This window comes from Paraburkholderia sp. EB58 (assembly GCF_050436665.1).
Classification (GTDB): Bacteria; Pseudomonadota; Gammaproteobacteria; order Burkholderiales; family Burkholderiaceae; genus Paraburkholderia.
Map to the genome: position 1 here is coordinate 86,399 of NZ_JBNDMQ010000027.1, position 19,219 is coordinate 105,617.

15 protein-coding genes are annotated in these 19,219 nt (G+C 60.3%); 6 read left to right on the top strand and 9 right to left on the bottom strand.

All coding sequences use genetic code 11. The features are described from left to right. Position 1: 1 nt before the first annotated feature. From P3T40_RS31260 to P3T40_RS31275, 4 genes are all read right to left on the bottom strand, one after another. The gene (locus P3T40_RS31260; RefSeq protein ID WP_429271580.1) at positions 2–2,356 is read right to left on the bottom strand and encodes a xanthine dehydrogenase family protein molybdopterin-binding subunit; all 2,355 of its coding nucleotides are present in this window, start codon (positions 2,354–2,356) and stop codon (positions 2–4) included. Further along, positions 2,349–2,837, bottom strand: a complete 489-nt coding sequence (locus P3T40_RS31265) for a (2Fe-2S)-binding protein (RefSeq protein ID WP_429271581.1) — start codon at positions 2,835–2,837, stop codon at positions 2,349–2,351. The genes P3T40_RS31260 and P3T40_RS31265 overlap by 8 nt, the downstream gene beginning before the upstream one ends. Before the next feature lie 7 nt (positions 2,838–2,844). Further along, positions 2,845–3,735, bottom strand: a complete 891-nt coding sequence (locus P3T40_RS31270) for an FAD binding domain-containing protein (RefSeq protein ID WP_429271582.1) — start codon at positions 3,733–3,735, stop codon at positions 2,845–2,847. A gap of 141 nt (positions 3,736–3,876) precedes the next feature. Next, positions 3,877–4,584: a TetR/AcrR family transcriptional regulator gene (locus tag P3T40_RS31275; RefSeq protein ID WP_429271583.1), complete on the bottom strand. Its 708-nt coding sequence runs from the start codon at positions 4,582–4,584 to the stop codon at positions 3,877–3,879. Between the two features lie 226 nt (positions 4,585–4,810). On the opposite strand from P3T40_RS31275, the gene P3T40_RS31280 reads away from it, so the two are divergent. The 4 genes from P3T40_RS31280 (at position 4,811) to P3T40_RS31295 (ending at position 10,243) form a co-directional block, all read left to right on the top strand. Then, entirely contained in the window at positions 4,811–6,226 is a 1,416-nt protein-coding gene (locus tag P3T40_RS31280) for an MFS transporter (RefSeq protein ID WP_429271584.1), read from the top strand. After that, positions 6,223–7,773, top strand: coding sequence for an MFS transporter (locus tag P3T40_RS31285; RefSeq protein WP_429271585.1), 1,551 nt, complete (start codon positions 6,223–6,225; stop codon positions 7,771–7,773). The genes P3T40_RS31280 and P3T40_RS31285 overlap by 4 nt, the downstream gene beginning before the upstream one ends. A gap of 104 nt (positions 7,774–7,877) precedes the next feature. After that, positions 7,878–9,212, top strand: coding sequence for an MFS transporter (locus P3T40_RS31290; protein ID WP_429271586.1), 1,335 nt, complete (start codon positions 7,878–7,880; stop codon positions 9,210–9,212). An 80-nt stretch (positions 9,213–9,292) separates the two neighbouring features. Then, on the top strand, positions 9,293–10,243 hold the full coding sequence (locus P3T40_RS31295; protein WP_429271587.1) for a LysR substrate-binding domain-containing protein: 951 nt from the start codon (positions 9,293–9,295) through the stop codon (positions 10,241–10,243). Positions 10,244–10,260: 17 nt separating this feature from the next. On the opposite strand, the gene P3T40_RS31300 is transcribed toward P3T40_RS31295, so the two are convergent. Further along, complete coding sequence (locus P3T40_RS31300) at positions 10,261–11,064, bottom strand: class II aldolase/adducin family protein (RefSeq protein ID WP_429271588.1); 804 nt, start codon at positions 11,062–11,064, stop codon at positions 10,261–10,263. A 483-nt stretch (positions 11,065–11,547) separates the two neighbouring features. On the opposite strand from P3T40_RS31300, the gene P3T40_RS31305 reads away from it, so the two are divergent. After that, a complete protein-coding gene (locus tag P3T40_RS31305; RefSeq protein WP_429271589.1) occupies positions 11,548–12,705 on the top strand; it encodes a porin in 1,158 nt (385 codons plus the stop codon). A 114-nt stretch (positions 12,706–12,819) separates the two neighbouring features. On the opposite strand, the gene P3T40_RS31310 is transcribed toward P3T40_RS31305, so the two are convergent. Beyond that, positions 12,820–13,764 carry a cupin domain-containing protein gene (locus P3T40_RS31310; protein ID WP_429271590.1) on the bottom strand — a complete coding sequence of 315 codons (945 nt, stop codon included), beginning with the start codon at positions 13,762–13,764 and terminating at the stop codon, positions 12,820–12,822. Positions 13,765–14,085: 321 nt separating this feature from the next. Here P3T40_RS31310 and P3T40_RS31315 point away from each other — a divergent pair, with 321 nt between their 5' ends. Beyond that, entirely contained in the window at positions 14,086–14,592 is a 507-nt protein-coding gene (locus P3T40_RS31315) for a cupin domain-containing protein (protein WP_429271591.1), read from the top strand. A gap of 30 nt (positions 14,593–14,622) precedes the next feature. Here the strand turns inward: P3T40_RS31315 and P3T40_RS31320 are convergent, their stop codons facing one another. The 3 genes from P3T40_RS31320 to P3T40_RS31330 form a co-directional block, all read right to left on the bottom strand. Continuing rightward, entirely contained in the window at positions 14,623–15,525 is a 903-nt protein-coding gene (locus P3T40_RS31320; RefSeq protein WP_429271592.1) for an NAD(P)-dependent oxidoreductase, read from the bottom strand. Positions 15,526–15,567: 42 nt separating this feature from the next. After that, positions 15,568–16,722, bottom strand: coding sequence for an alcohol dehydrogenase (yqhD, locus tag P3T40_RS31325; RefSeq protein ID WP_429271593.1), 1,155 nt, complete (start codon positions 16,720–16,722; stop codon positions 15,568–15,570). Positions 16,723–16,923: 201 nt separating this feature from the next. Further along, positions 16,924–19,080 (bottom strand): TonB-dependent receptor, encoded by a 2,157-nt coding sequence (locus P3T40_RS31330; RefSeq protein ID WP_429271594.1) that lies wholly within the window; start codon positions 19,078–19,080, stop codon positions 16,924–16,926. Positions 19,081–19,219 lie beyond the last annotated feature (139 nt).

Sequence of the window (19,219 nt, forward strand, 5' to 3'; positions counted from 1 at the left end):
ATTAGAGGTTGTCGCGCAGCAGGCCGCGCAGCAGCATGGGAGTCAAGGGATGACGGTCGGCGACCACGCCGAACGGCGCGAGCGCATCGTTGACCGCATTGGTTAGCGCACCGAGCGCCCCCATCACCCCGCCTTCGGCCATCCCTTTGATGCCCGCAGCCGTCGCCCGGCTGGGGGTATGCAATGGGATGATTTCGAGGTTGGGCAATTCAGTCGATGTGGCAATCAGATAGTCGGCGAGCGAACCCGTCACGTTCTGTCCCGTCTCGTCGTAACGCATATGCTCGAACAGCGCGCCGGATAGCCCCATCGCCACGGCGCCGTGTTGCTGCCCTTCCACCACCGTGGGATTGAGCAGCGTGCCGCAGTCTTCGGCAATGACGTAACGCGCGATACGGATTACGCCCGTAGAGATGTCCACCTCAACCTCGCATCCGTGCGTCGAATTCGAATAGGTCATCGGCGGGGGATCGTAGGTCAGGTGAAACTCGAGGCCCGGCGTGAGGCCTTGCGGCAGCGCGGTGGGGTCCAGGTAAGCGCGCCTCGCTACATCGACGAGCGTCAAACCGGTGTCGATCCACTCATCGCCATTACGACGCTCGATTCGCGCGTCGATCAGACGAAGTGACTCGGCGTCGGGCAGATCGAGGCAACCCGCGGCGATTGCAAGGACCTTGCGCCGTGCGTCGAGCGCGCACAGGTACAGCGCACCGCCGCCCGCCGTGCCGCTGCGTGCGCCGCGGCTTCCCATGCCGTATGGGGCGACATCGGTATGGCCCATATGAATGCGGACGCTCGACGGATGAACGCCGAGACCCTCGGCCACCGCATTGGCCATCGCGCTTTCATAGCCCTGCCCACTCGGCCCAAGACCCACCGATGCATTCACGGCCCCGCTTGGTTCGATACGGATCCAGCTTGCCTCGTGTCCCGAACCCGGAATACCCGCAGCCTTGTAGAAACGCGAGCCATACGTGGTCGGTTCGACCACATTGCACAGACCCAGCCCCACGTAGCGGCCGGCTTGCCGTGCCGCCTGCTGACGTTCGCGAAATGCGCGGTAGTCGAATGCCGCAACCACTGCCTCAAACGTCTGCGACGGCGTGATGTCAGCGAGCAATTCGCCGGTCGCGGTACGGTACGGCAGTTCTTCAGGGCTCAGCAGGTTGCGGCGGCGGACCTCGACAGGGTCGAGTTTCAGTTCTCGCGCAATGGCGTCCAGGGTGCCGTCCATCACCCAACTGGTGATCGACATCGGGGCACGCATCGGTGCGTTGCCGCATTTATGGCTAAGCACGACCTTCACATCGAACGAGTAGTCCTGCAACCGGTACGGTCCGCTCAGGATCATCGCAACGACGCGCGCCAGGTAGTTCGCCGGGAAAAAACAATAGGCGCCGAAATCCTCGCGTAGCTCGAGATCGAGCGCGAGCAGCGTGCCGTGCTCATCGACCGCAGCGCGGGTCAGGCAGTAGTCCTCACGGGAATTGGCGGCCGCCGTCAGATTCTCGAGTCGATCTTCGCGCCAGCGCACCGACCGTTTCAAATGGCGAGCCAGTGCGGCGACGGTCAACTCTTCGCGGTATAAGGCGATTTTCTGACCGAACGAGCCACCGACGTCAGGCGAAATCACGCTCACCTGTGACTCGCTGAGTTTGAGCCGCTGCGCCAGCTGCGTGCGCAACGGATGCGGCACCTGCGTGCCGATATGGAACGTCAGGTGGTCGCGCCCGGCATCCCATACTGCGGCGCAGCCGCGCGTTTCGATCGGCACGTGGGTCTGGCGTTGCTGGTGAAACGTCGCCTCCACGACCCGGAAAGCGCGCCTGTTCGCACTCTCCGGATCGCCATGGGAATACGTCTGATGCGAAACAAGGTTGCCTGGTACAGCCGGGTCGACCTGCATGGCATTCGGGTCCAATGCTTGCCACATATCGGTGACCGCAGGCAATGGCTCGAACTCGACCAGCACCTGCTCAGCGGCGTCTTCGGCGAGGTACCGGTCCGTCGCCACCACGCAGGCCACCGGATCGCCCTGAAAGCGCGCTACGTCGACGGGCATCGTCGCGAATTCGACCGGCAACAGGCCCTCGACGGGCGGCGCGACGCGCATCGGATTCGTCCACTGGGCCAGCTCGCGCCCGGTGACGACCGTTATGACGCCTGGCATCTGCGCCGCGCCTTGCGTATCGATCGAGATGATTCGCGCGTGCGCATGAGGTGAGCGAACGAAGCACACATGCAGAGCGCCAGGTATTTCGATGTCGTCGAGATAGCGGCCATAGCCTGTCAGGAGGCGATAGTCTTCCGTGCGCGGCGCCGCCTTGTTGAGGTAACGAAACGTTGGCTCAGACATCGGCCGTCTCCGCGCGCAGGCGCTCTGCTGCAAGCAGAATCGCCCGCACGATGTTCTGATAGCCCGTACAGCGGCACAGGTTGCCGGACAGCACCTCACGCACTTCCGCCTCGGATGGAGACGGATTCTCGCGCAGATACGCCTCGAATGTCATTACGATGCCCGGCGTGCAGAAGCCACACTGCAAACCATGACAGTCATGCAATGCCTGCTGCAGCGGAGAAAGACGGCCGTCTTGCGCGACGTCCTCGATGGTCCTGATGCGCGCTTCGTCCATCTGTACCGCGTAGGCAAGACAGGCGCGCGCCGGGCGGTCATTGATCAACACCGTGCATGCGCCACAGACGCCGTGCTCGCAACCGACATGCGTGCCCGTCAACCGGCAATCTTCGCGTAGCACGTCTGACAAAAGCTTGCGAGGCTCGCAATGCACTTCGTGGCGTACACCGTTCACGTCAAGGTAAATTGTTGTCTTGTCCATGGGCGACTTATCCATGTTGCTCAGTGCCCGCGATACCAGCGATACCAGCAGTTACCCGCTGCAATGCTCGCGTCATCAGCGCCTTGACCAGATCGCGCCGATAGGCGGCGCTGATTTCTGCCTGATCGTACGGCTCGATGGCGCCTGCGACTGCATTAGCAATCCTGACGACCGTTCGCGCGTCGGCGGTTTCGCCAAGGAACCCTGCGGCCACGTCGTCCAGTACCAGCGGCACGTCTGCCACGCCGCCCACGCCGATACGCAATGACGAAAACGTATCGCCTGCGAGCACCGCCGTGACCGCGCAGGCCGCGATCGCGAAATCGCCATGCCGTCGGCTAAATACCTCGAAGGCATGCCGTTCGAGAGGCGCCGCCACCGGAAAACGCACAGCACGAATGATTTCCTCGCTAGCCAGATCGGTGGTCATCACCGCGATCAGGAACTGCGCCGCCGGCACCTCGCGGCTACCGTCTGGCCCGACGATCTCGATGCGAGCCCCTAACGTGCTTGCGATGAGAGGCAACTGGGCAGCAGGGTCCGCGTGCGCAAGACTGCCACCGAGCGTTCCGCGTTGACGGATTGCGTAATGTCCGATCGTCGCGGCCGCTTCCGCCAGTAGCGGGCAAACAGCACGCACGATGATGCTGGTGGCAATCTCGTGATGGCGCGTCATCGCACCAATCACGAGCGTACCGGCTTCTAGCGTGACACCCGCCAGTTGAGGCAGCGCGTTCAGATCAATGAGATGTGCCGGTTGCGCGAAGCGCATATTCATCATCGGCGCAAGGCTTTGTCCTCCGGCGATCACCTTGGCATCAAGGCCGTGAAGAGCAAGAAGCGACAGCGCGTCGTCAAGCGTGCGCGGTCGATGATACGAAAATGCAGCGGGTTTCATACGCCTTCGATCCGTCATGAGGTAGCCGCCGTTTCAGCCACCTCTTCCGAAGCGAGGATAACTTCAATAAGTTAAGTCGTCAATTGACGACTTATTATTGGTGAACTTACACGAGCCGGGCAATTGCCCGGCTCGTCTTACTCAGACAGACTCAAGCGGCGCCAGCAGGACCGGCACGCTTGCGAGAAAAGCACGCACGTGCATCGCAATGACCGCATCGGTGGGAGTGGTGTTGTCGTTCGAATAGATGCGGCGCCGGATCGCAAGGTGGGACACAGCGCCGTGCAGCAGCCAGCCCACTTCCGTCAGATGAGACGGATCGAGCGGCACGCTGCGACCCAGCTCGTGGGCTGCCTCAGTGACGATGATCTCCAGCGCATGCGTCACCACTGCATTCGTGTACGTCGGCGCCATCTGCAGGTCTTCCAGCGAAGAATACAGAAACAGCCGCAGCCACCGCCGCGTCAGCAGGGTGTCGTAGTAATCGCGATAGAACGTATTGAGCCTGCTTTCAATCGGCACACTGCGGTCTTTCAATTGAACAAACCACAGCGCCTTGAAGGTCCCGACAATTTCCCGCTTGTAGACTTCGTCGATCAAGGCAGCCTTGTTCGGGAACAGGCTATACAGCAGGCGTTGCGAGACGCCACACGCCTCCGCGATGGCGCGGGTCTGGGCGTTCAGGCCGTGCTCCGCGAAATATTCAGCGGCCTTGGACAGTACCCGCGCCTGACGCTCGGCGCGCGGCAGACGTTGCGGCACCTTTTTCATCGGCCGCTTGACCGGCGCTTGCCGGCCCTTCTTTGCGCGGGCCGATGTTTCGACACTGCTACCGGGCTTGGCCTTCATGACTCTCCTGTACCTGTAGTTCTCATATAAGTCTTCACATGACGACTTATGTTTTGATAGAGTATATCGTCCGGGAGGGTGGTCGAGTCTCGCCATGGCCCGGTCGAACCATGCATTATCTCAGGCCGCCACGCAGCGAGCCCCATCTGTCACGGTTGGCAGCAGCAAACGCACCGGCATCGGGCGTCGAAGGTATGTCAATCAACCCGATTCCGGTTCTCCGCTCATGTCTTTGTCAAACCGCCATTCAGTCATCATCGCGCTGATCGTCGCCAGCGCCTATTTCATGGAGAACCTGGATGCCACCGTGATTGCGACGGCCTTGCCGCACATGGCGAGCACGTTCGGCGTGACGGCAGTGAGCCTGAGTATCGGCATGACCGCCTATCTGCTCGCGCTCGCGGTCTTCATCCCCATCAGCGGCTGGGTGGCGGACCGCTTTGGGCAACGCTCGGTGTTCGGCAGCGCGATTGTTGTGTTCACCGCCGCCTCGATACTTTGCGGGCTCAGCAACGGTCTGGTCGGCTTCACTGCTGCACGGATCCTGCAAGGCATGGGCGGCGCGATGATGGTGCCGGTAGGCCGGCTTGCGGTGCTGCGCAGCACGGAGAAGCGTCACCTGATGCGCTCGATCGCCTATATCACGTGGCCGGGCCTGGCCGCACCGGTGATAGGTCCGGCGTTGGGCGGGTTTATTTCGACGTATTTCAGCTGGCGCTGGATTTTTCTGCTCAACGTACCCATCGGCCTGCTTGGCCTCGCGCTAACCGCTATCTTCATTCCGAACTCCCGTGAGTCCAGCCGCCGTCCCTTCGACGTCCGCGGATTCGTCCTCAGCGGTGTTGCGCTCACCTGTCTCATGTACGGAATGGAACGTGTCGGGCAATTGCATAGCGACTGGCGCATCACGATCGCCGCCCTGGCCTGTGGCGTACTTGCTGCCGTCCTGGCCCTGCGGCATTTTCGGCGCGCTGAGCATCCGCTGATCGATCTTTCGTCGTGGCGCATCCCAACGTTTCGCGTAACGCTCGATGGCGGTTCGTTGTATGTCGTCTCGGTCAGCGTTTCGCCGTTCCTGTTGCCGCTTCTCTTCCAGCTCGGCTTTGGACTGAACGCCTTTGCTGCCGGTCTGCTGGTGCTCGCTTACGCGGCTGGCAATCTGGGCATGAAGACCGTCACCACGCCCGTCCTCAAACGCTTTGGCTTTCGCAACGTAATGATCGTCAATGGCCTGCTCACCGCCGCCACCATCGCGCTGTGCAGCCTGCTCTCGCCGGACACGCCGCGCGCGCTGGTCATGGCCGTGCTGTTCGCCGGCGGCCTGTGCCGATCAATGCAGTTCACCAGCATCAACACGCTCGCATTCGCGGACGTACCGCCGGCGCGGATGAGTTCGGCCAGCACATTCTTCAGCATGGTCCAGCAGATGACCATCGGCCTCGGCATCGCCTTCGGTGCAATCGCCCTGCATGCTGCAGTCCTGATTCACGGCAACCACGCGCAGCTCTCGCTAGCTGACTTTCGGATCGCGTTTCTACTCGTCGCGGCGTTGGTCCTGATCTCCGTGCTCTACTTTATTGGCGTCAAGCCAGATGCCGGCCGAGAGGTCAGCGGCCATATGCGGACCGCGTCGCGATCATGAGAAAACAATCCATACAAACAACCGGCAGCGTCGTCCCTCACAGCGCCTCGCAACAGTTGCTGATCCTCGCGGGCGTTTGCATAGCGGTGCTCGTCCTGCCGCTGAATTTCGGCGGTGCGGCGGTCTCCGCGCCGACCATCGGCACGGCGTTGGGGGGCAGTCCAGTGGCAGTCAACTGGATCCTGAACGCGTTCATGCTGAGCTTCGGCAGCAGTCTGATGGTCGCAGGCGCACTCGCCGATCTGCTCGGACGAAAGCGTATTTTCGCCATTGGCGTGGTGTTCTTTGCGGTGACCTCACTCTGCATTGCTGCTGCGCCGAGTCTATTGTGGGTCGACTTCCTCCGTGCGTTGCAGGGCATTGCGGCCGCCCTGGTGCTGGCCGGCTCGTCGGCGGCGCTTGCCCAGGAGTTCGAGGGGTCTGGGCGCGCCCGCGCGTTCAGCCTGCTCGGCACAACCTTCGGCGTGGGCCTAGCGCTGGGTCCATTGCTCGCCGGATTTCTCACGCAGACGTTCGGTTGGCGATCGTTCTTCCTGGTCGATGCCGCGATTGGCCTCGCGGGTTTCGCACTCGGTGTTCCGAAGCTGAGGGAGTCCTATGACCCCCATGCCAAAGGTCTCGACTGGCCAGGCGCCATCAGCTTTACCGCTGCGCTCACGCTGTTCACCTTCGGCCTGTTGCAAGGGCCAGAGAGCGGCTGGAGCAGTCCTCTGATCATTGGACTGTTCACGGGCGCTGTGGCGATGGCTATCGCGTTCATCTGGATCGAAGGACGCGTTACCCGCCCTATGCTCGACCTGTCGCTGTTTCGCTATCCACGCTTCGTCGGCGTACAGGTGCTGCCGCTTGCGACCGCCTTTTGCTATGTCACCTTGCTCCTTGTGCTGCCGACACGATTCATCGGCATCGAAGGACATACTGCGATCGGCGCGGGCTTAATGATGGTTTCGCTCTCCATGCCCATGCTGTTTGTGCCGCTCACCGCAGCATGGCTCACACGCTGGATGTCAGCCGGACTTATTTCGGCGATCGGCCTGGTCGTTGCGGCTATCGGCATGCTCTGGTTCAGTGGCATCGACCCTGGGGCGCCATCCGCCGCGTTTGCGATTCCGCTGTTCGTCATCGGTGTTGGAGCCGGGCTGCCGTGGGGACTGATGGACGGATTGTCGGTCAGCGTGGTCCCAAAGGAACGCGCCGGTATGGCGACGGGTATCTTCAGCACGACGCGAGTGGCGGGTGAAGGGATGACGCTCGCCGTGGCCAGTGCGATATTGGCGGTGCTCACACGGTCGCGGCTATCCGATGCGCTCGCCGGATTCCGTGTCGCGCCGGCCCATGCGCTCGCTGAAGCCGCCCAGCGGGTGGCCACCGGCGATCTGGTACAGGCTGCGGCGCTTCTGCCGGGACTGGGGCAGCCCGTACTCGCGCAGGCTTACGACGGCGCCTTCCGGGTGTTGATCCACATCCTGGTGGCTATCACGCTCGCCTCTGCGATCATGGTGCTTGGATTTCTTGGCCGGGCACGCGTCCTCGGCCCCAACCTGTGACGTTTGCTCACAGAGTCAATATTTTTCGTGCATTGTCGTCCCCACGGTCAGAGCGCCTAATCAACTTCGAGAGCATTCCGTAACGCGTAAATCTGGGGGAAACCATGGACATTGGCGCGCTCAAACCGGCAATTTCCGATCAACTGATGAAACGGATCGCCTGGCGGCTCGCACCGCTCATGATCGTGATGTATATCGCGAACCAGCTCGACCGCGCCAACATCGGCTATGCCGCGCTGACCATGAACGCCGAGCTCCATATGACGGCGGCGCAATACGGCTTCGCGGCAAGCCTGTTTTTCCTTGGCTATATTCTGTTCGAAGTCCCGAGCAACCTGTGCATGCATCGGTTTGGCGCCCGGGTCTGGATGGCACGCATCCTGTTGAGCTGGGGTCTGCTTTCCTCGCTGACCAGCTTCGTCCCCGACTCCCGCTGGCTCTATATCGCCCGTTTCTGTCTTGGCGCGTTCGAGGCAGGCCTGTTTCCGGGCATGGTGTACTACCTCACGCTATGGATGCCCGCGCGCAATCGCGTATGGATGATGTCTCTGTTCGTGACGGCGATTCCCCTGACCGGCGTGCTAGGCGCACCTGTATCGACGTGGCTGATGGCTCATGCCAACGTGTTCGGCGTGACCGGCTGGCGCGCGATGCTCTTGCTTGAGGGGTTGCCTGCGCTCGTTCTTGGCGTGGTCGTCTGGTTCTGGCTGGCGGACGACCCTTCCCGCGCGCGCTGGCTGTCTGCTGCGGAACAGGCCGAAATCGCTGTGGCACTGGCAACCGAACAGGCTCAGGCCGCAGCCGCCACGTCGCCGACCAGCGTCTGGCGTGCGCTGGGCAATCCGAAGGTCTGGGCACTTGGTACGGTCTATTTCGGCACCAACGCCGGCATCATCGGCCTGCTCTATTTTCTGCCGCAAGTCGTCAAGACGTTTGAACATACGTTTGGCGTGACGTACAGCCTCACGGATATCGGGCTGATCACTGCGGTTCCGTTCGGTGTTGCCGTCGTCGCGACGCTGATCTGGGGCCGTCTGGTAAGCCGCCACAACGTGGGCGCCTGGCATGTGGCGGGCCCGCTGCTGGTGTGCGCGGCCGCGCTTTCGGTCGCGCTGCTGCTGAAATCGCCCTACCAGTCGATCTTCGCACTCTCGATCGGCACGTCGGCGTGCTTTTGCAGCATCACGACCTTCTGGCAGTTGCCGAGCCGCATCCTCACGGATCGTGCCGCAGCGGCCGGCATTGCGCTGATCACGAGTATCGGGGTGTCGTCAGGATTTTTGCTGCCGTATTTTATTGGCTGGGTAAAAGATACGACCGGTACCTTCGTGCTCGCGTTTATCGGCATTGCAGCGACGATGGTGCTCGCTTCCATCATGGTCTTCCTGCTCGAGACGCGCTGGCGCACGGTTGGCCAGGCTCGGCTTGCCAGCGAATGAGCGCCGCCAGCGCATCGTCGTGCCAAGGACTATCATCGACGCATCCATTGCCCATTTCATCTCCCCAGCAAGGATTATCGATGCGCCGCGGTGTCCCCAGTCTTAGCGCCCTGCAAGCTTTCGAAGCGGCGGCGCGCCATGAAAGTTTCTCGAAAGCCGCGGCCGAACTGTCGCAGACGCATGGTGCGGTCTGCAAGAAGGTCAACGAGCTCGAGGCTCACCTGGGCATCACACTGTTCGAACGGGTGCGCCAGCGGCTGGTCTTGTCAGCGGCGGGCGCGGAGTACGCGCGGCGGATTCGTGTCCATCTCGACCAGATTCGCCGCGACACGCTCGAGCTGGTACGTCAGCAAAGCGAAGTCAAAATCCAGCTGGCCGTCGGAGTCACGTTCGCTTCTCAATGGCTGATTCCGCGTCTACATGACTTCTACGAACTCAATCCGGATCTGCAACTTCACATCATGGGCCGCGACCAGCCCACGTTCTTCGACAACTCCAGCTTCGACGCCGCGATCTATTTTGCGCAGAGCCTATGGCCCGCAATGCCGGGACAACCACTCGTCAACGACGACAGGATTCTGGCAGTCTGTGCGCCAGCGTTGATCGGTAAGCGCGATGGTTTGAGCAGCGAAGCAATTAGCGCGCTGCCCTGGATCCACACCCGTGATCTGCCTCGTGCGTGGCTTGCATGGTCCGAAACGGCGTGCTCGAAGGTCATCGAACCTAGCACGTCGAACCAGCACTACGACATGTTCATCATGGCCATCAACGCGGCGCTTTCCGGACTGGGCGTGGCCCTGCTTCCGCGCATTCTGATCGAACGGGAATTGCGCAGCGGCGCGCTTATCCAGGTGCACCCTCACTCGATTCCGAATCCCGAAACCGTCTACTACTCGTTTCCCGAGCAGAAACGCGACTGGGAGCCGCTTAAGCGCTTCGATCAATGGCTGGGCGTAGCCGTTCGCGACTATCGCAACGGCTGCCGCCGCGACCACACGGCAGCCGTCGAAATGACGCTTGCGCCGAGCTGAATACGCCCGGCTCGGCTTCAGGCGAGTTCACGCAGATCAGGGTTGTCACGCAGGAGTTGCTGATAAAGCCCCTGGAAGTTCAGCCACGCGACATAGTCGGATCCCAGTTGGGCGCGCGTCGCCCTCGCATCTTCATCCGATAGTGGCTCTATCGGACCAGCCGCCTCGGCCAGCAGCTGCACCTGGCAGCAACGCTCCATCGCGATGAAGCGGTAAGCCGCGGCGTCGACCGATGAACCCACCGTCAGTAAGCCATGATTAAGCAGCACGGCAGCGCGTTTTGTGCCCATGGTCTCGGCGATGCGGCGGCCTTCTTCGGTGGCGAGCACGACGACGTCGCCGCGAAACAGCACGTGATCGTCATAGAAGAGACAGGCCTCCTGGTTGAGCGGCGCCAGCAAGCGTGCGCGCGCTGAGAACGCACGGCCGAACGGCGTGTGCGTATGCGCCGCTGCGACGACATCCGGATTGGCGCCATGGATTCCGCAATGAATCGCCGCCGCAGCGGCGTTGACCGGCGCGGTCCCATGATAGATGTTGGCATCCTCGTCGATGCACACGAGATCGTCGGGATGGATTGAGGAAAAATGCTGTGCATACGGATTGACCCAGAAGCGGTCGTGAAACTCCGGATCGCGCACCGTGATATGCCCCGCTATGCCCTCGGCAAGCCCGAAGCGCGCGAAGATGCGAAACGCCGCAGCGAGTTTGAGTTTGCGATGCTGGCGCTCTTCCTCAAAGCTTGCGAATACCGGCGGCTCCGGCAAACGTCCGCCAATCGGTTTGGGAATCCGCAACTCGCGGACGTCCGCATGACCCATAACGTGCTCCTTCGTGCTGTTCGAGCATTGATTTTCTTCCGTCCAGAAGTCACGGTCCATCGACGATTTCTCACAAGATTGCGTCTTGCTGTCACAACCGGTAAGCGTCTGCACGCCGCCTATTTCGACCTCGTGCGTGATCGTTGACGGATCGTTGCTGGCACAGATTGGTGAAACTCACTCTTTCAGATTGTCTCAATGACAATTCAATATGGATAACTTAAATTCGCGTTTAGATTATTACCGGTACCACCCACAGCGCCTCTCGTGTGAATTGAACGGGCGCGACGGTCACTCAATATGACCGTTTCAAGGCAACCGGTTCGATCAATAAAAAAATGGAGGATGCCTTATCACGTGAATCACGGAAATCCGATGGTCCTGGTGGTCGGAACGAACGCTCACGCCATATTGATGCATCCGCGCAGTGGCATGCGAGGCGACGACCCTACAAGACAGCGACACATTCACATCGGAAATATTATGAAATTAAAGCCTCTCTCACTAGCCGCGCTGGTTGTGGTTTCATCCGCAGCGAACGCCCAAAGCAGTGTGACCTTGTACGGCACGATCGACACGGCGGTCGCCTATTTCAGTAACCAGAAGGGAGCGAACGGTTCCGGTGGAACGGTTCAGATGGTTTCGGGCACGCTTACCGGCGACAACTGGGGTTTGAAAGGCAACGAAGACCTCGGTGGTGGCCTGTCAGCCATATTCAATCTGCAAGCGGGCTTTAACGTGAACAATGGCGCTGCCGGTCAAGGCGGCCGTATGTTCGGTCGTACCGCAATGGTGGGTCTTGCTGACAAGAGCTACGGCACCGTCACCCTGGGCCGTCAATACGACCCGCTGGTCGACCTGATCCAACCGTTGACAGAGGACGATACGTACGGCTCGGCCTTTGCAACCCCGGGTGACATGGATAACTACGACGACAGTTCCCGCGTCAACAACTCGCTCAAATACACCAGCCCGACTTATGCCGGCCTGCAGGTGTCGGCGATGTACGCCTTCGGCGGGGAAGCCGGCGAAACTAGCGGCGGACAGACCTACGCAATTGCGGCGGCCTATAACCATGGCCCGCTCAATCTGGCTGCCGGTTATCTTCGCGCCAACAACGATGGCACGTCCTCGACATACGATGGCTTTACTTCGACCGGTCTCGACTCGACGGCCATCAACGGTGCATTCATTTCTGCGACCACGTTGCAAATCATCCGCGCCGCCGGCACCTATGCAATCGGTCCGGTTACGCTGGGCGCTGCCTATAGCAACGTTGACTACGGCAACTACGCGGCTGCCCCAGGCGCGAATAACGGCACCCGGTTCAACACGGCGCAGGCGTTCGTTAACTACCAGTTGAACGCTGCCGTCGAACTCGGCGTCGGCTACGACTACACGAAGGGCAGCGGCAACAACGTCGACGCCGGCTACAACCAGGTCAGTCTTGGCGCGGATTACGCGTTGTCCAAGCGCACTGACCTGTATGCTCTGGCGGCCTATCAAAAGGTCTCCGGCAACACCATTGACGCGGGAACCGGTCAGGTGGTGGCCGCAACGGCATCTATTGCCGACTTTGGCAATGACGCCACCACCAACAACCAGACAATGGTGATGCTTGGCATTCGCCACCACTTCTAAGTCGTCTGACTGAGCCGCACCGACGAGCACTTCCGCCTCCGGCCGCAACCCGAATGGACTCAGGGAGTTGCGGCCCACTACTCGTTCGTGCGGCTCAATTGCAGGACATCAGTCTTAACGGGCAAAGCGAATATCGAGCGTGCGCAGCCAGGTCTGCAAGCCGGCATCCTGGATCGGAATCACATAAGCGTTTTCGCTCGACTCATTGAAATGTGCATGCCAGTATCCCGGCGGCGTAACAAACGCCATGCCCGCTTCCCAATCGACACGTGTGGGATTCGCGATATCGCCGTTTTCGTCCAGTTCGGTACCCACCAGTGTATAGACGCCCGCAGCGGCCCCGGCGATGAAGTCGAGTGCGATCGACTGATGGCGGTGCGGCTTCTGCATTGAATTGGGCGGGACGATGCCGAACATGGCCCACAGCACATGCGTGACCGTTCGCGTTTGCGGGAAGTTGGCGTTACCCAGCAATACGCTGATGCGGTTGCGGCGGCCCGCATTGGCTTCCTCTGAGACCTTGCGCAATTCCTCCTGTGCCTGGGCGGCCGGATAGAGCGTCGGCGCAAAACGCGCCCGGACGCCAGTGGTGCCGAGATAGGTCAGCAGCGGCGCGTCGTTGACGTAATAGAGCGTGGCCGTCGCGTCGGCGGACAGCACAGCGTCAGCGCCGCCCGGCAGCGTGAAGAAATCGCCCTGCGCGAAGGCGAAACGGCTCTCGCCCTGCTTCACGCTGCCGTTCCCGCTGATGACATAGCAAACCTGCGAGGTCGCGTTCGGAGCAAGCGTCAAAGCATCGCCTGCGTTGATGCGCAGGAAATTGGCGCTCAAGCCAGGACCGGTCGCAGGACCGGGGCAACCCAGCTCAGCGGAGAGATCGAGCGGCACGACGCGTGTGGCGCCCTCTGCGTATAGCGAAGGCGAGAAGTTGCGGAATGGCACGCGCGAGATGAGCTTCGCGCCAATCGGATTGGCTGATGAGGTGTACTCGAAGTATTCGGCGTCCTGGCTCGTGGTGGCGGTTTCAACGAGGTCCGGGGCGGTGTTTCTGGTCAACATGATGTGCTCCTTAAAGTGAGGGAAGCTTCGCGCAGGTCCCATCGTGGCGGTGCGGCTTGCGTTCGAAAGCTGACCTGACTATAGGTGCGGGTCATTGGCAGAAGAAGTGCTGGGCATTGAAATCATCGTTGCGCAAAGGGGCATACCGTGCGTCCGTTTCTGCAATACAACTGCGCCCGTATCCGTCGCGCGGAGCATCAACCCGCGGTTGAATCGCAGGCGGTACTCGTCCCTTTTCGGGAACGCTCTTTTGCGCATTGGGAGCTTCATCCGGTGCCCAGGGTCCTTTAGTGTGCATGTTCAACTAAGGAAAATCTCTTCATGGAACCCATCGACCTGAATCGCCGCCTGATCATGCTGACGTCCATGCTCAGCGCATTCGCGCCGGAGCTGGCGCAAGCCAGTCCGATCGACGCCAATGAGACATTTGTGCTGTCGCGCGAACAGATCAAGTACGAGCCTTGGGCAGCCGGTCCGCCGCACAGCGGCGAGATGGCGCCACTCTATGGCGACGTCAACAAGCCTGGCCTGTATCTCGTGATGATGAAATGGAATCCCGGCTGGTTCAGCGCACCGCATACGTATGCGACCCATCGGATCCAGGTCGTAGTGTCAGGCACCTGGTGGGTGAACAGCGGTCCTGATTTCGCACCGCACGAGGCGGTACCTGTTCCGGCTGGTGGCTTTGTGAAGCGTGCCGCGCGCACGCCACACTATGACGGCGTACCGGGGCATGTGAAAGAGCCGGTCGTCGTCGCGGTATTCGGAATGGGTCCGGTTGACCTGCAACTTTCGGATCCTGGTAAGCCGGCTTGGCGCCAGGCCTGATTGGCGCTTCGCCGGTCTTGCCGGGATTCCTTATTTGCCGAGTGGTTGCTTGCTCAAACCCGCGTCGGACAACGCACACAGTGCGACCGCGGACCAGTCGCTTTCCGCACCGAGACCTTCCGACCGTAACCTAAGGAAACGGTCGTGAACAAGGCTTGCAAGCGGCAACGGTACCCCGAGCGACTCAGCGGCTTCCAGCATCAGCCGATTGTCTTTCTGACCAAGAGGCAACGCAAAGCCGGCCGGCTGGAAGCGCTGTGACGCAATCAGCGGACCGTAGATCTTGTACGGTGGCGCGTTGAAAGTTGCGCTGGTCAGCAATTCGACGAGATGCATCGGGTCAATGCCCGCCCTGCCCGCTACCGCACATGCCTCGCCCAGTGTTTCGATGATCGCGGACAGCATGAAATTGCCGATCAGCTTGACGAGGTTCGCTTGAGAAGGATCCGAGCCGACGATGCCGACCGACTGCCCAAGAGTTTCAAGCAGCGGAACGGCAATCTTGAGGTGCTCGTCGGCGCCCGCGGCCATGATAAAGAGCTTGCGTGCCGCCGCGGCGTCGGGGCGGCCAAAAACCGGCGCCGACACGAAACCCAGACCTGCTTCGCGATACTTCGTCGCGTGGTCCTGCGCCGTTGCGACGCTGATCGTGCTCATCGAGACGTGTACCGCGCCCGGTTTCAGCGTCGTGGCGATACCCGCTTCGCCGAACGTCACCGCTGTGTGCGCGGCATCATCGGACACCATCGTAAACACGACGTCAGCGGACCGCGCTGCCTCCGCGGGACTGGCGGCAATCCGTGCACCCGCTTCGCGCAACCGTTCAGCACGTGCGGGAGTCCGATTGAAGACATGTACTTCATGTCCCGACTCGATGAGGTTCGCTGCGATTACAGCCCCCATGGAGCCAAGGCCAACAAATCCGATCTTCATGGTAACAATCCAAAGTAATCAGTCAGAGGGACGCGAGGCCGCTTAGACCGCAAGCTCATAGACTCGACGGCTAACTTCGAGCGTCACGTCGCCGCGTTCGCCCAACGCGGTCATGCCGTGTTCCTCGAGTTTCGCGATCAACGTTGCAACGGATTCGCCACTGACCTTGTAATCACGCAGGCGCGTAGCGACCGTCATTCTCTCGAAGAACGCGCGAGTCGCAGCAATCCCCGCGTCGATGCGTTCGTCCTCGCTGCCCTCGGTGATGTTCCATACGCGTTCGGCGTACTGCAGCAACTTCGCGCGCTTCTGCTCCTTGCGCACAGTCAGCATTGCCGGAAGCACGATTGCCAGGGTTTGCGCATGATCGAGGCCATGCAGTGCAGTAATCTCGTGACCGAGCATATGCGTCGCCCAATCCTGCGGCACACCAGCACCAATCAAGCCGTTCAACGCCAGCGTCGCGGTCCACATCAGGTTGGCCCGCACGGCATAGTTTTTCGGCTCGGCCAGGGCTTGCGGTCCGACTTCTGTCAACGTGAGCAACAATCCTTCCGCAAAACGGTCCTGCACCTTTGCATCGACCGGATACGTCAGGTACTGCTCGACGGTATGCACGAACGCGTCGACCACTCCGTTGGCAATCTGCCGGGCCGGCAACGAATAGGTCGTCGTCGGATCGAGCACCGAAAAGAGCGGATAGGTCGCGTCGCTCGTGAAGAACAGCTTGTCGCCGTTCGCACGGTGGCTAATGACGCTGCCATTGTTCATTTCCGAACCGGTCGCCGGCAATGTCAACACGCTGCCGAACGGCACCGCATCGCGCACGGGGGTCTGCTTGGCCAGAATGTCCCACGGTTCGCCATTGAATTTCAGTGCGGCTGCGATGAACTTGGTGCCGTCAATGACCGAGCCGCCACCGACAGCCAGCAGAAAGTCGATGTTCCGCTCGCGCGCGACAGCAACCGCTTGCATCAAGGTTTCGTAGGTGGGATTGGGTTCGATACCTTCGAATACGAACGAGGCTCGCTCGCCGAGCGCCGCCTGTACTTGCGCGAGCACGCCGTTGCTCTTGATGCTGCCGCCGCCACAAGTGATCAGCACACGCGCTTCGCGCGGCACCTGGGTATCGAGCGCAGCGATCTGGCCTTCGCCGAAAATGATGCGGGTGGGGTTATGAAACGTAAAGTTTTGCATTGAATCTGTGTTCCTTACATTGATATGACCGGTGGTCTGGGAACGAATCAAGAAAGATCGCGAATCGAACGTCAATCAATTCGGACTATTGACGACCGGGTATTCACATGACGCAACGTCGGTGGGCGCACGACGGGACCAGTCGATCTTGCCATCCGGTGAGCAGCGGCGAAACGACCGCACTCGCAAATCACATTTGCGCTAATAGTCCAACTCAAGACTGGCCATAAACGTTCGAGGCGCGCCCAGATAAGCCGTGTCAGCACCGGTACTTCCGGCGAGGTTGCCGGTTGTACCGTCTTCGATTGACGAGTAGTAGTAGGCATTGGTCACGTTATTGACCTGGAAACGTAACGTGGCCTTATGCTTCTGGAAGTCCGGCAAGGTATAGCGCACGCCTAGATCCACTGTCGTGTAGGCCGGGGCGAAGGAGTTGTTCGTGTTGGTCGCCGCGCGCGTTCCTTCATGATGTACCGCTCCGGTCAGAGCAAAACCGTAGGCGAATTCCGGATGGTAGTCGAACGCGAGGTCGGCTTTCCAGTTCGGGACGCCCACCACGAGCAAGCCGTTGGTCGCGGCATTTCCGGTTCCCCACAGTCTTGCATCGATATAGGTCACACCGCCAAGGACGGTAAGGTCCCGCGTAAGATTGCCCTGCACAAACAGTTCAACTCCGGCATCTCTTTGAGTGCCGACAACCGAAAAGACATTGGTTGCCGTGTTAGCTTCGGCAAGCGGCCGCGTCATGCGGAAGGCGTCGGCAGTAACGAGCAGATCGCTGGTGACGGCATACTTGGCTCCGACGTCATACTCCGTGTCGTGATACGGTCCCATAAACTGGTTCGCATTCGCCGCGGTAGAGGGTGCCTGGTCGCCCTGCTCTTCGCTCTCAGCGAAAGTTGCATATGCGGTCAATCTGGAGGACGGGGTGTAGATAAGACTGACGGTTGGGCTCAATGCGCCATTTCGCACTTCCGAACTGGTGGTCTGGCCATTCGTATTGAAGCTCTTGCCGTTAAAGAACGAAGTACTCAGTACGCCCTGAAGCGCCAGTTGCGGGGTGAAATGAATCGTGTCGCCGGTCACGATGTTTTCCTGAGTCAGGCTCGCGGACTCATATTCCCCGCCCGTGTTCGGGACGGACGGCAAGGAGAACACAACGGGATTGGCCAGGTTCGCGCTACCCAGGGTCTGGACGATACTGTTCCGATAGGAATACTGTCCATTGACGAAACCATTCGCGCCGATCGAGACATCGTTCTTCATGCCGAAAAGATCGAAATGGCCGTTAAGCGCGGCCATCCAGCTGCTGATTGTAAAGTTCGGCACTGCGGTGAAGTTCTTGACCACCTTGTAATTGCCCGCGTTATCGGTCAACTCATTGGTGATGCCATAGAGGCCACGATCAGCGTTCTGATAAAGGCCACCCACTTCGACGTTCCATTGATCGTTGAAATCGTGCTTGATCTTTACCAGACCAGTGTTAGTGGTAAGTTCCGGGCCCGCACCCGGTTGTCCGTATCCGAGCGTGGCTGGATTGACTGCCGCGGGCAGTACGGTGTTTTTCGTTCCTGGCGTGGCATATTGGATGCCGCCGGGCAGCCCGGCCGCATCCGACGAATAGTGGCTGAAATCCGTTTCGACGACCGTTTGACTGTCGATATGGAAGTCGACGTCCGCGCTGAGGAGCGTGCGATTGATGTTGCTGTCAGGCGCGTAGCTTGCGCCCTCCCCGTGGACGACGTTGAAACGATACCCGACCTGACCATCCGGTCCTACAGTTCCACCGACGTCCGCCGCCTCTGTGAAAACGCCCGTCGAGTCGTAGCCCTCGGTATAGCGAAACAGTGGCTCATCGGTGGGACGCTTCAACAGGTAATTGAATACGCCGGCGGGCGTTTCGGGGCCATACAAGGAACCGGCCAGTCCGTTGAGCACCTCTACCCCGGCGAGATTCTCGGCCGCGACCGCTGTCGTACCGATAATGTTCAAGCCATCGAGCCTCGTGTTCTGCGCGATGCTCCCCATAAAGCCGAGCGACTGCGGACGTGACACCTCGTAGCCCTGCTGATCCCTGATTTCAACCGACGGTAAATAGCGCAGTGAATCGTTGACGCTCTGTACCTGCTGATTGACGAGAAGATCTTCCGGAACGACCGTCACGGAATAAGGTGTATTCAGAATCGACTGGTCGCCAAGCGGACCGAGATTCGCTTTGTCCGTATGAAATTGGGGTTTTTTGGCAGAACCGCTGGAATCAACTGGGGTAGCTGATGCAGCCGCCGTCACGTTGATTCCGGGTATCTGAACCGGGCCGTCGACCTCTTGCGCATAGCCGCTTTCGACGCGCAAAGACATCAGCGCCGCCGCTAATATTAACCGCCTCATCTCTTGTAAAGCCTATTCAATAGATACGCGTACAGGTCGCGCAAAGTTGTCGAAATATATGCACGTATACATCGAGGTTTAAAAAAAAGCGGCGCTGCGACGTCCGCTT

Excerpts from the sequence above, each read along its gene's own strand:
- P3T40_RS31260 (WP_429271580.1), bottom strand. The coding sequence starts at position 2,356 with ATGTCTGAGCCAACGTTTCGTTACCTCAACAAGGCGGCGCCGCGCACG.
- P3T40_RS31265 (WP_429271581.1), bottom strand. The coding sequence starts at position 2,837 with ATGGACAAGACAACAATTTACCTTGACGTGAACGGTGTACGCCACGAA.
- P3T40_RS31270 (WP_429271582.1), bottom strand. The coding sequence starts at position 3,735 with ATGAAACCCGCTGCATTTTCGTATCATCGACCGCGCACGCTTGACGAC.
- P3T40_RS31275 (WP_429271583.1), bottom strand. The coding sequence starts at position 4,584 with ATGAAGGCCAAGCCCGGTAGCAGTGTCGAAACATCGGCCCGCGCAAAG.
- P3T40_RS31280 (WP_429271584.1), top strand. The coding sequence starts at position 4,811 with ATGTCTTTGTCAAACCGCCATTCAGTCATCATCGCGCTGATCGTCGCC.
- P3T40_RS31285 (WP_429271585.1), top strand. The coding sequence starts at position 6,223 with ATGAGAAAACAATCCATACAAACAACCGGCAGCGTCGTCCCTCACAGC.
- P3T40_RS31290 (WP_429271586.1), top strand. The coding sequence starts at position 7,878 with ATGGACATTGGCGCGCTCAAACCGGCAATTTCCGATCAACTGATGAAA.
- P3T40_RS31295 (WP_429271587.1), top strand. The coding sequence starts at position 9,293 with ATGCGCCGCGGTGTCCCCAGTCTTAGCGCCCTGCAAGCTTTCGAAGCG.
- P3T40_RS31300 (WP_429271588.1), bottom strand. The coding sequence starts at position 11,064 with ATGGGTCATGCGGACGTCCGCGAGTTGCGGATTCCCAAACCGATTGGC.
- P3T40_RS31305 (WP_429271589.1), top strand. The coding sequence starts at position 11,548 with ATGAAATTAAAGCCTCTCTCACTAGCCGCGCTGGTTGTGGTTTCATCC.
- P3T40_RS31310 (WP_429271590.1), bottom strand. The coding sequence starts at position 13,764 with ATGTTGACCAGAAACACCGCCCCGGACCTCGTTGAAACCGCCACCACG.
- P3T40_RS31315 (WP_429271591.1), top strand. The coding sequence starts at position 14,086 with ATGGAACCCATCGACCTGAATCGCCGCCTGATCATGCTGACGTCCATG.
- P3T40_RS31320 (WP_429271592.1), bottom strand. The coding sequence starts at position 15,525 with ATGAAGATCGGATTTGTTGGCCTTGGCTCCATGGGGGCTGTAATCGCA.
- yqhD (WP_429271593.1), bottom strand. The coding sequence starts at position 16,722 with ATGCAAAACTTTACGTTTCATAACCCCACCCGCATCATTTTCGGCGAA.
- P3T40_RS31330 (WP_429271594.1), bottom strand. The coding sequence starts at position 19,080 with ATGTCTTTGCGCGTCGAAAGCGGCTATGCGCAAGAGGTCGACGGCCCG.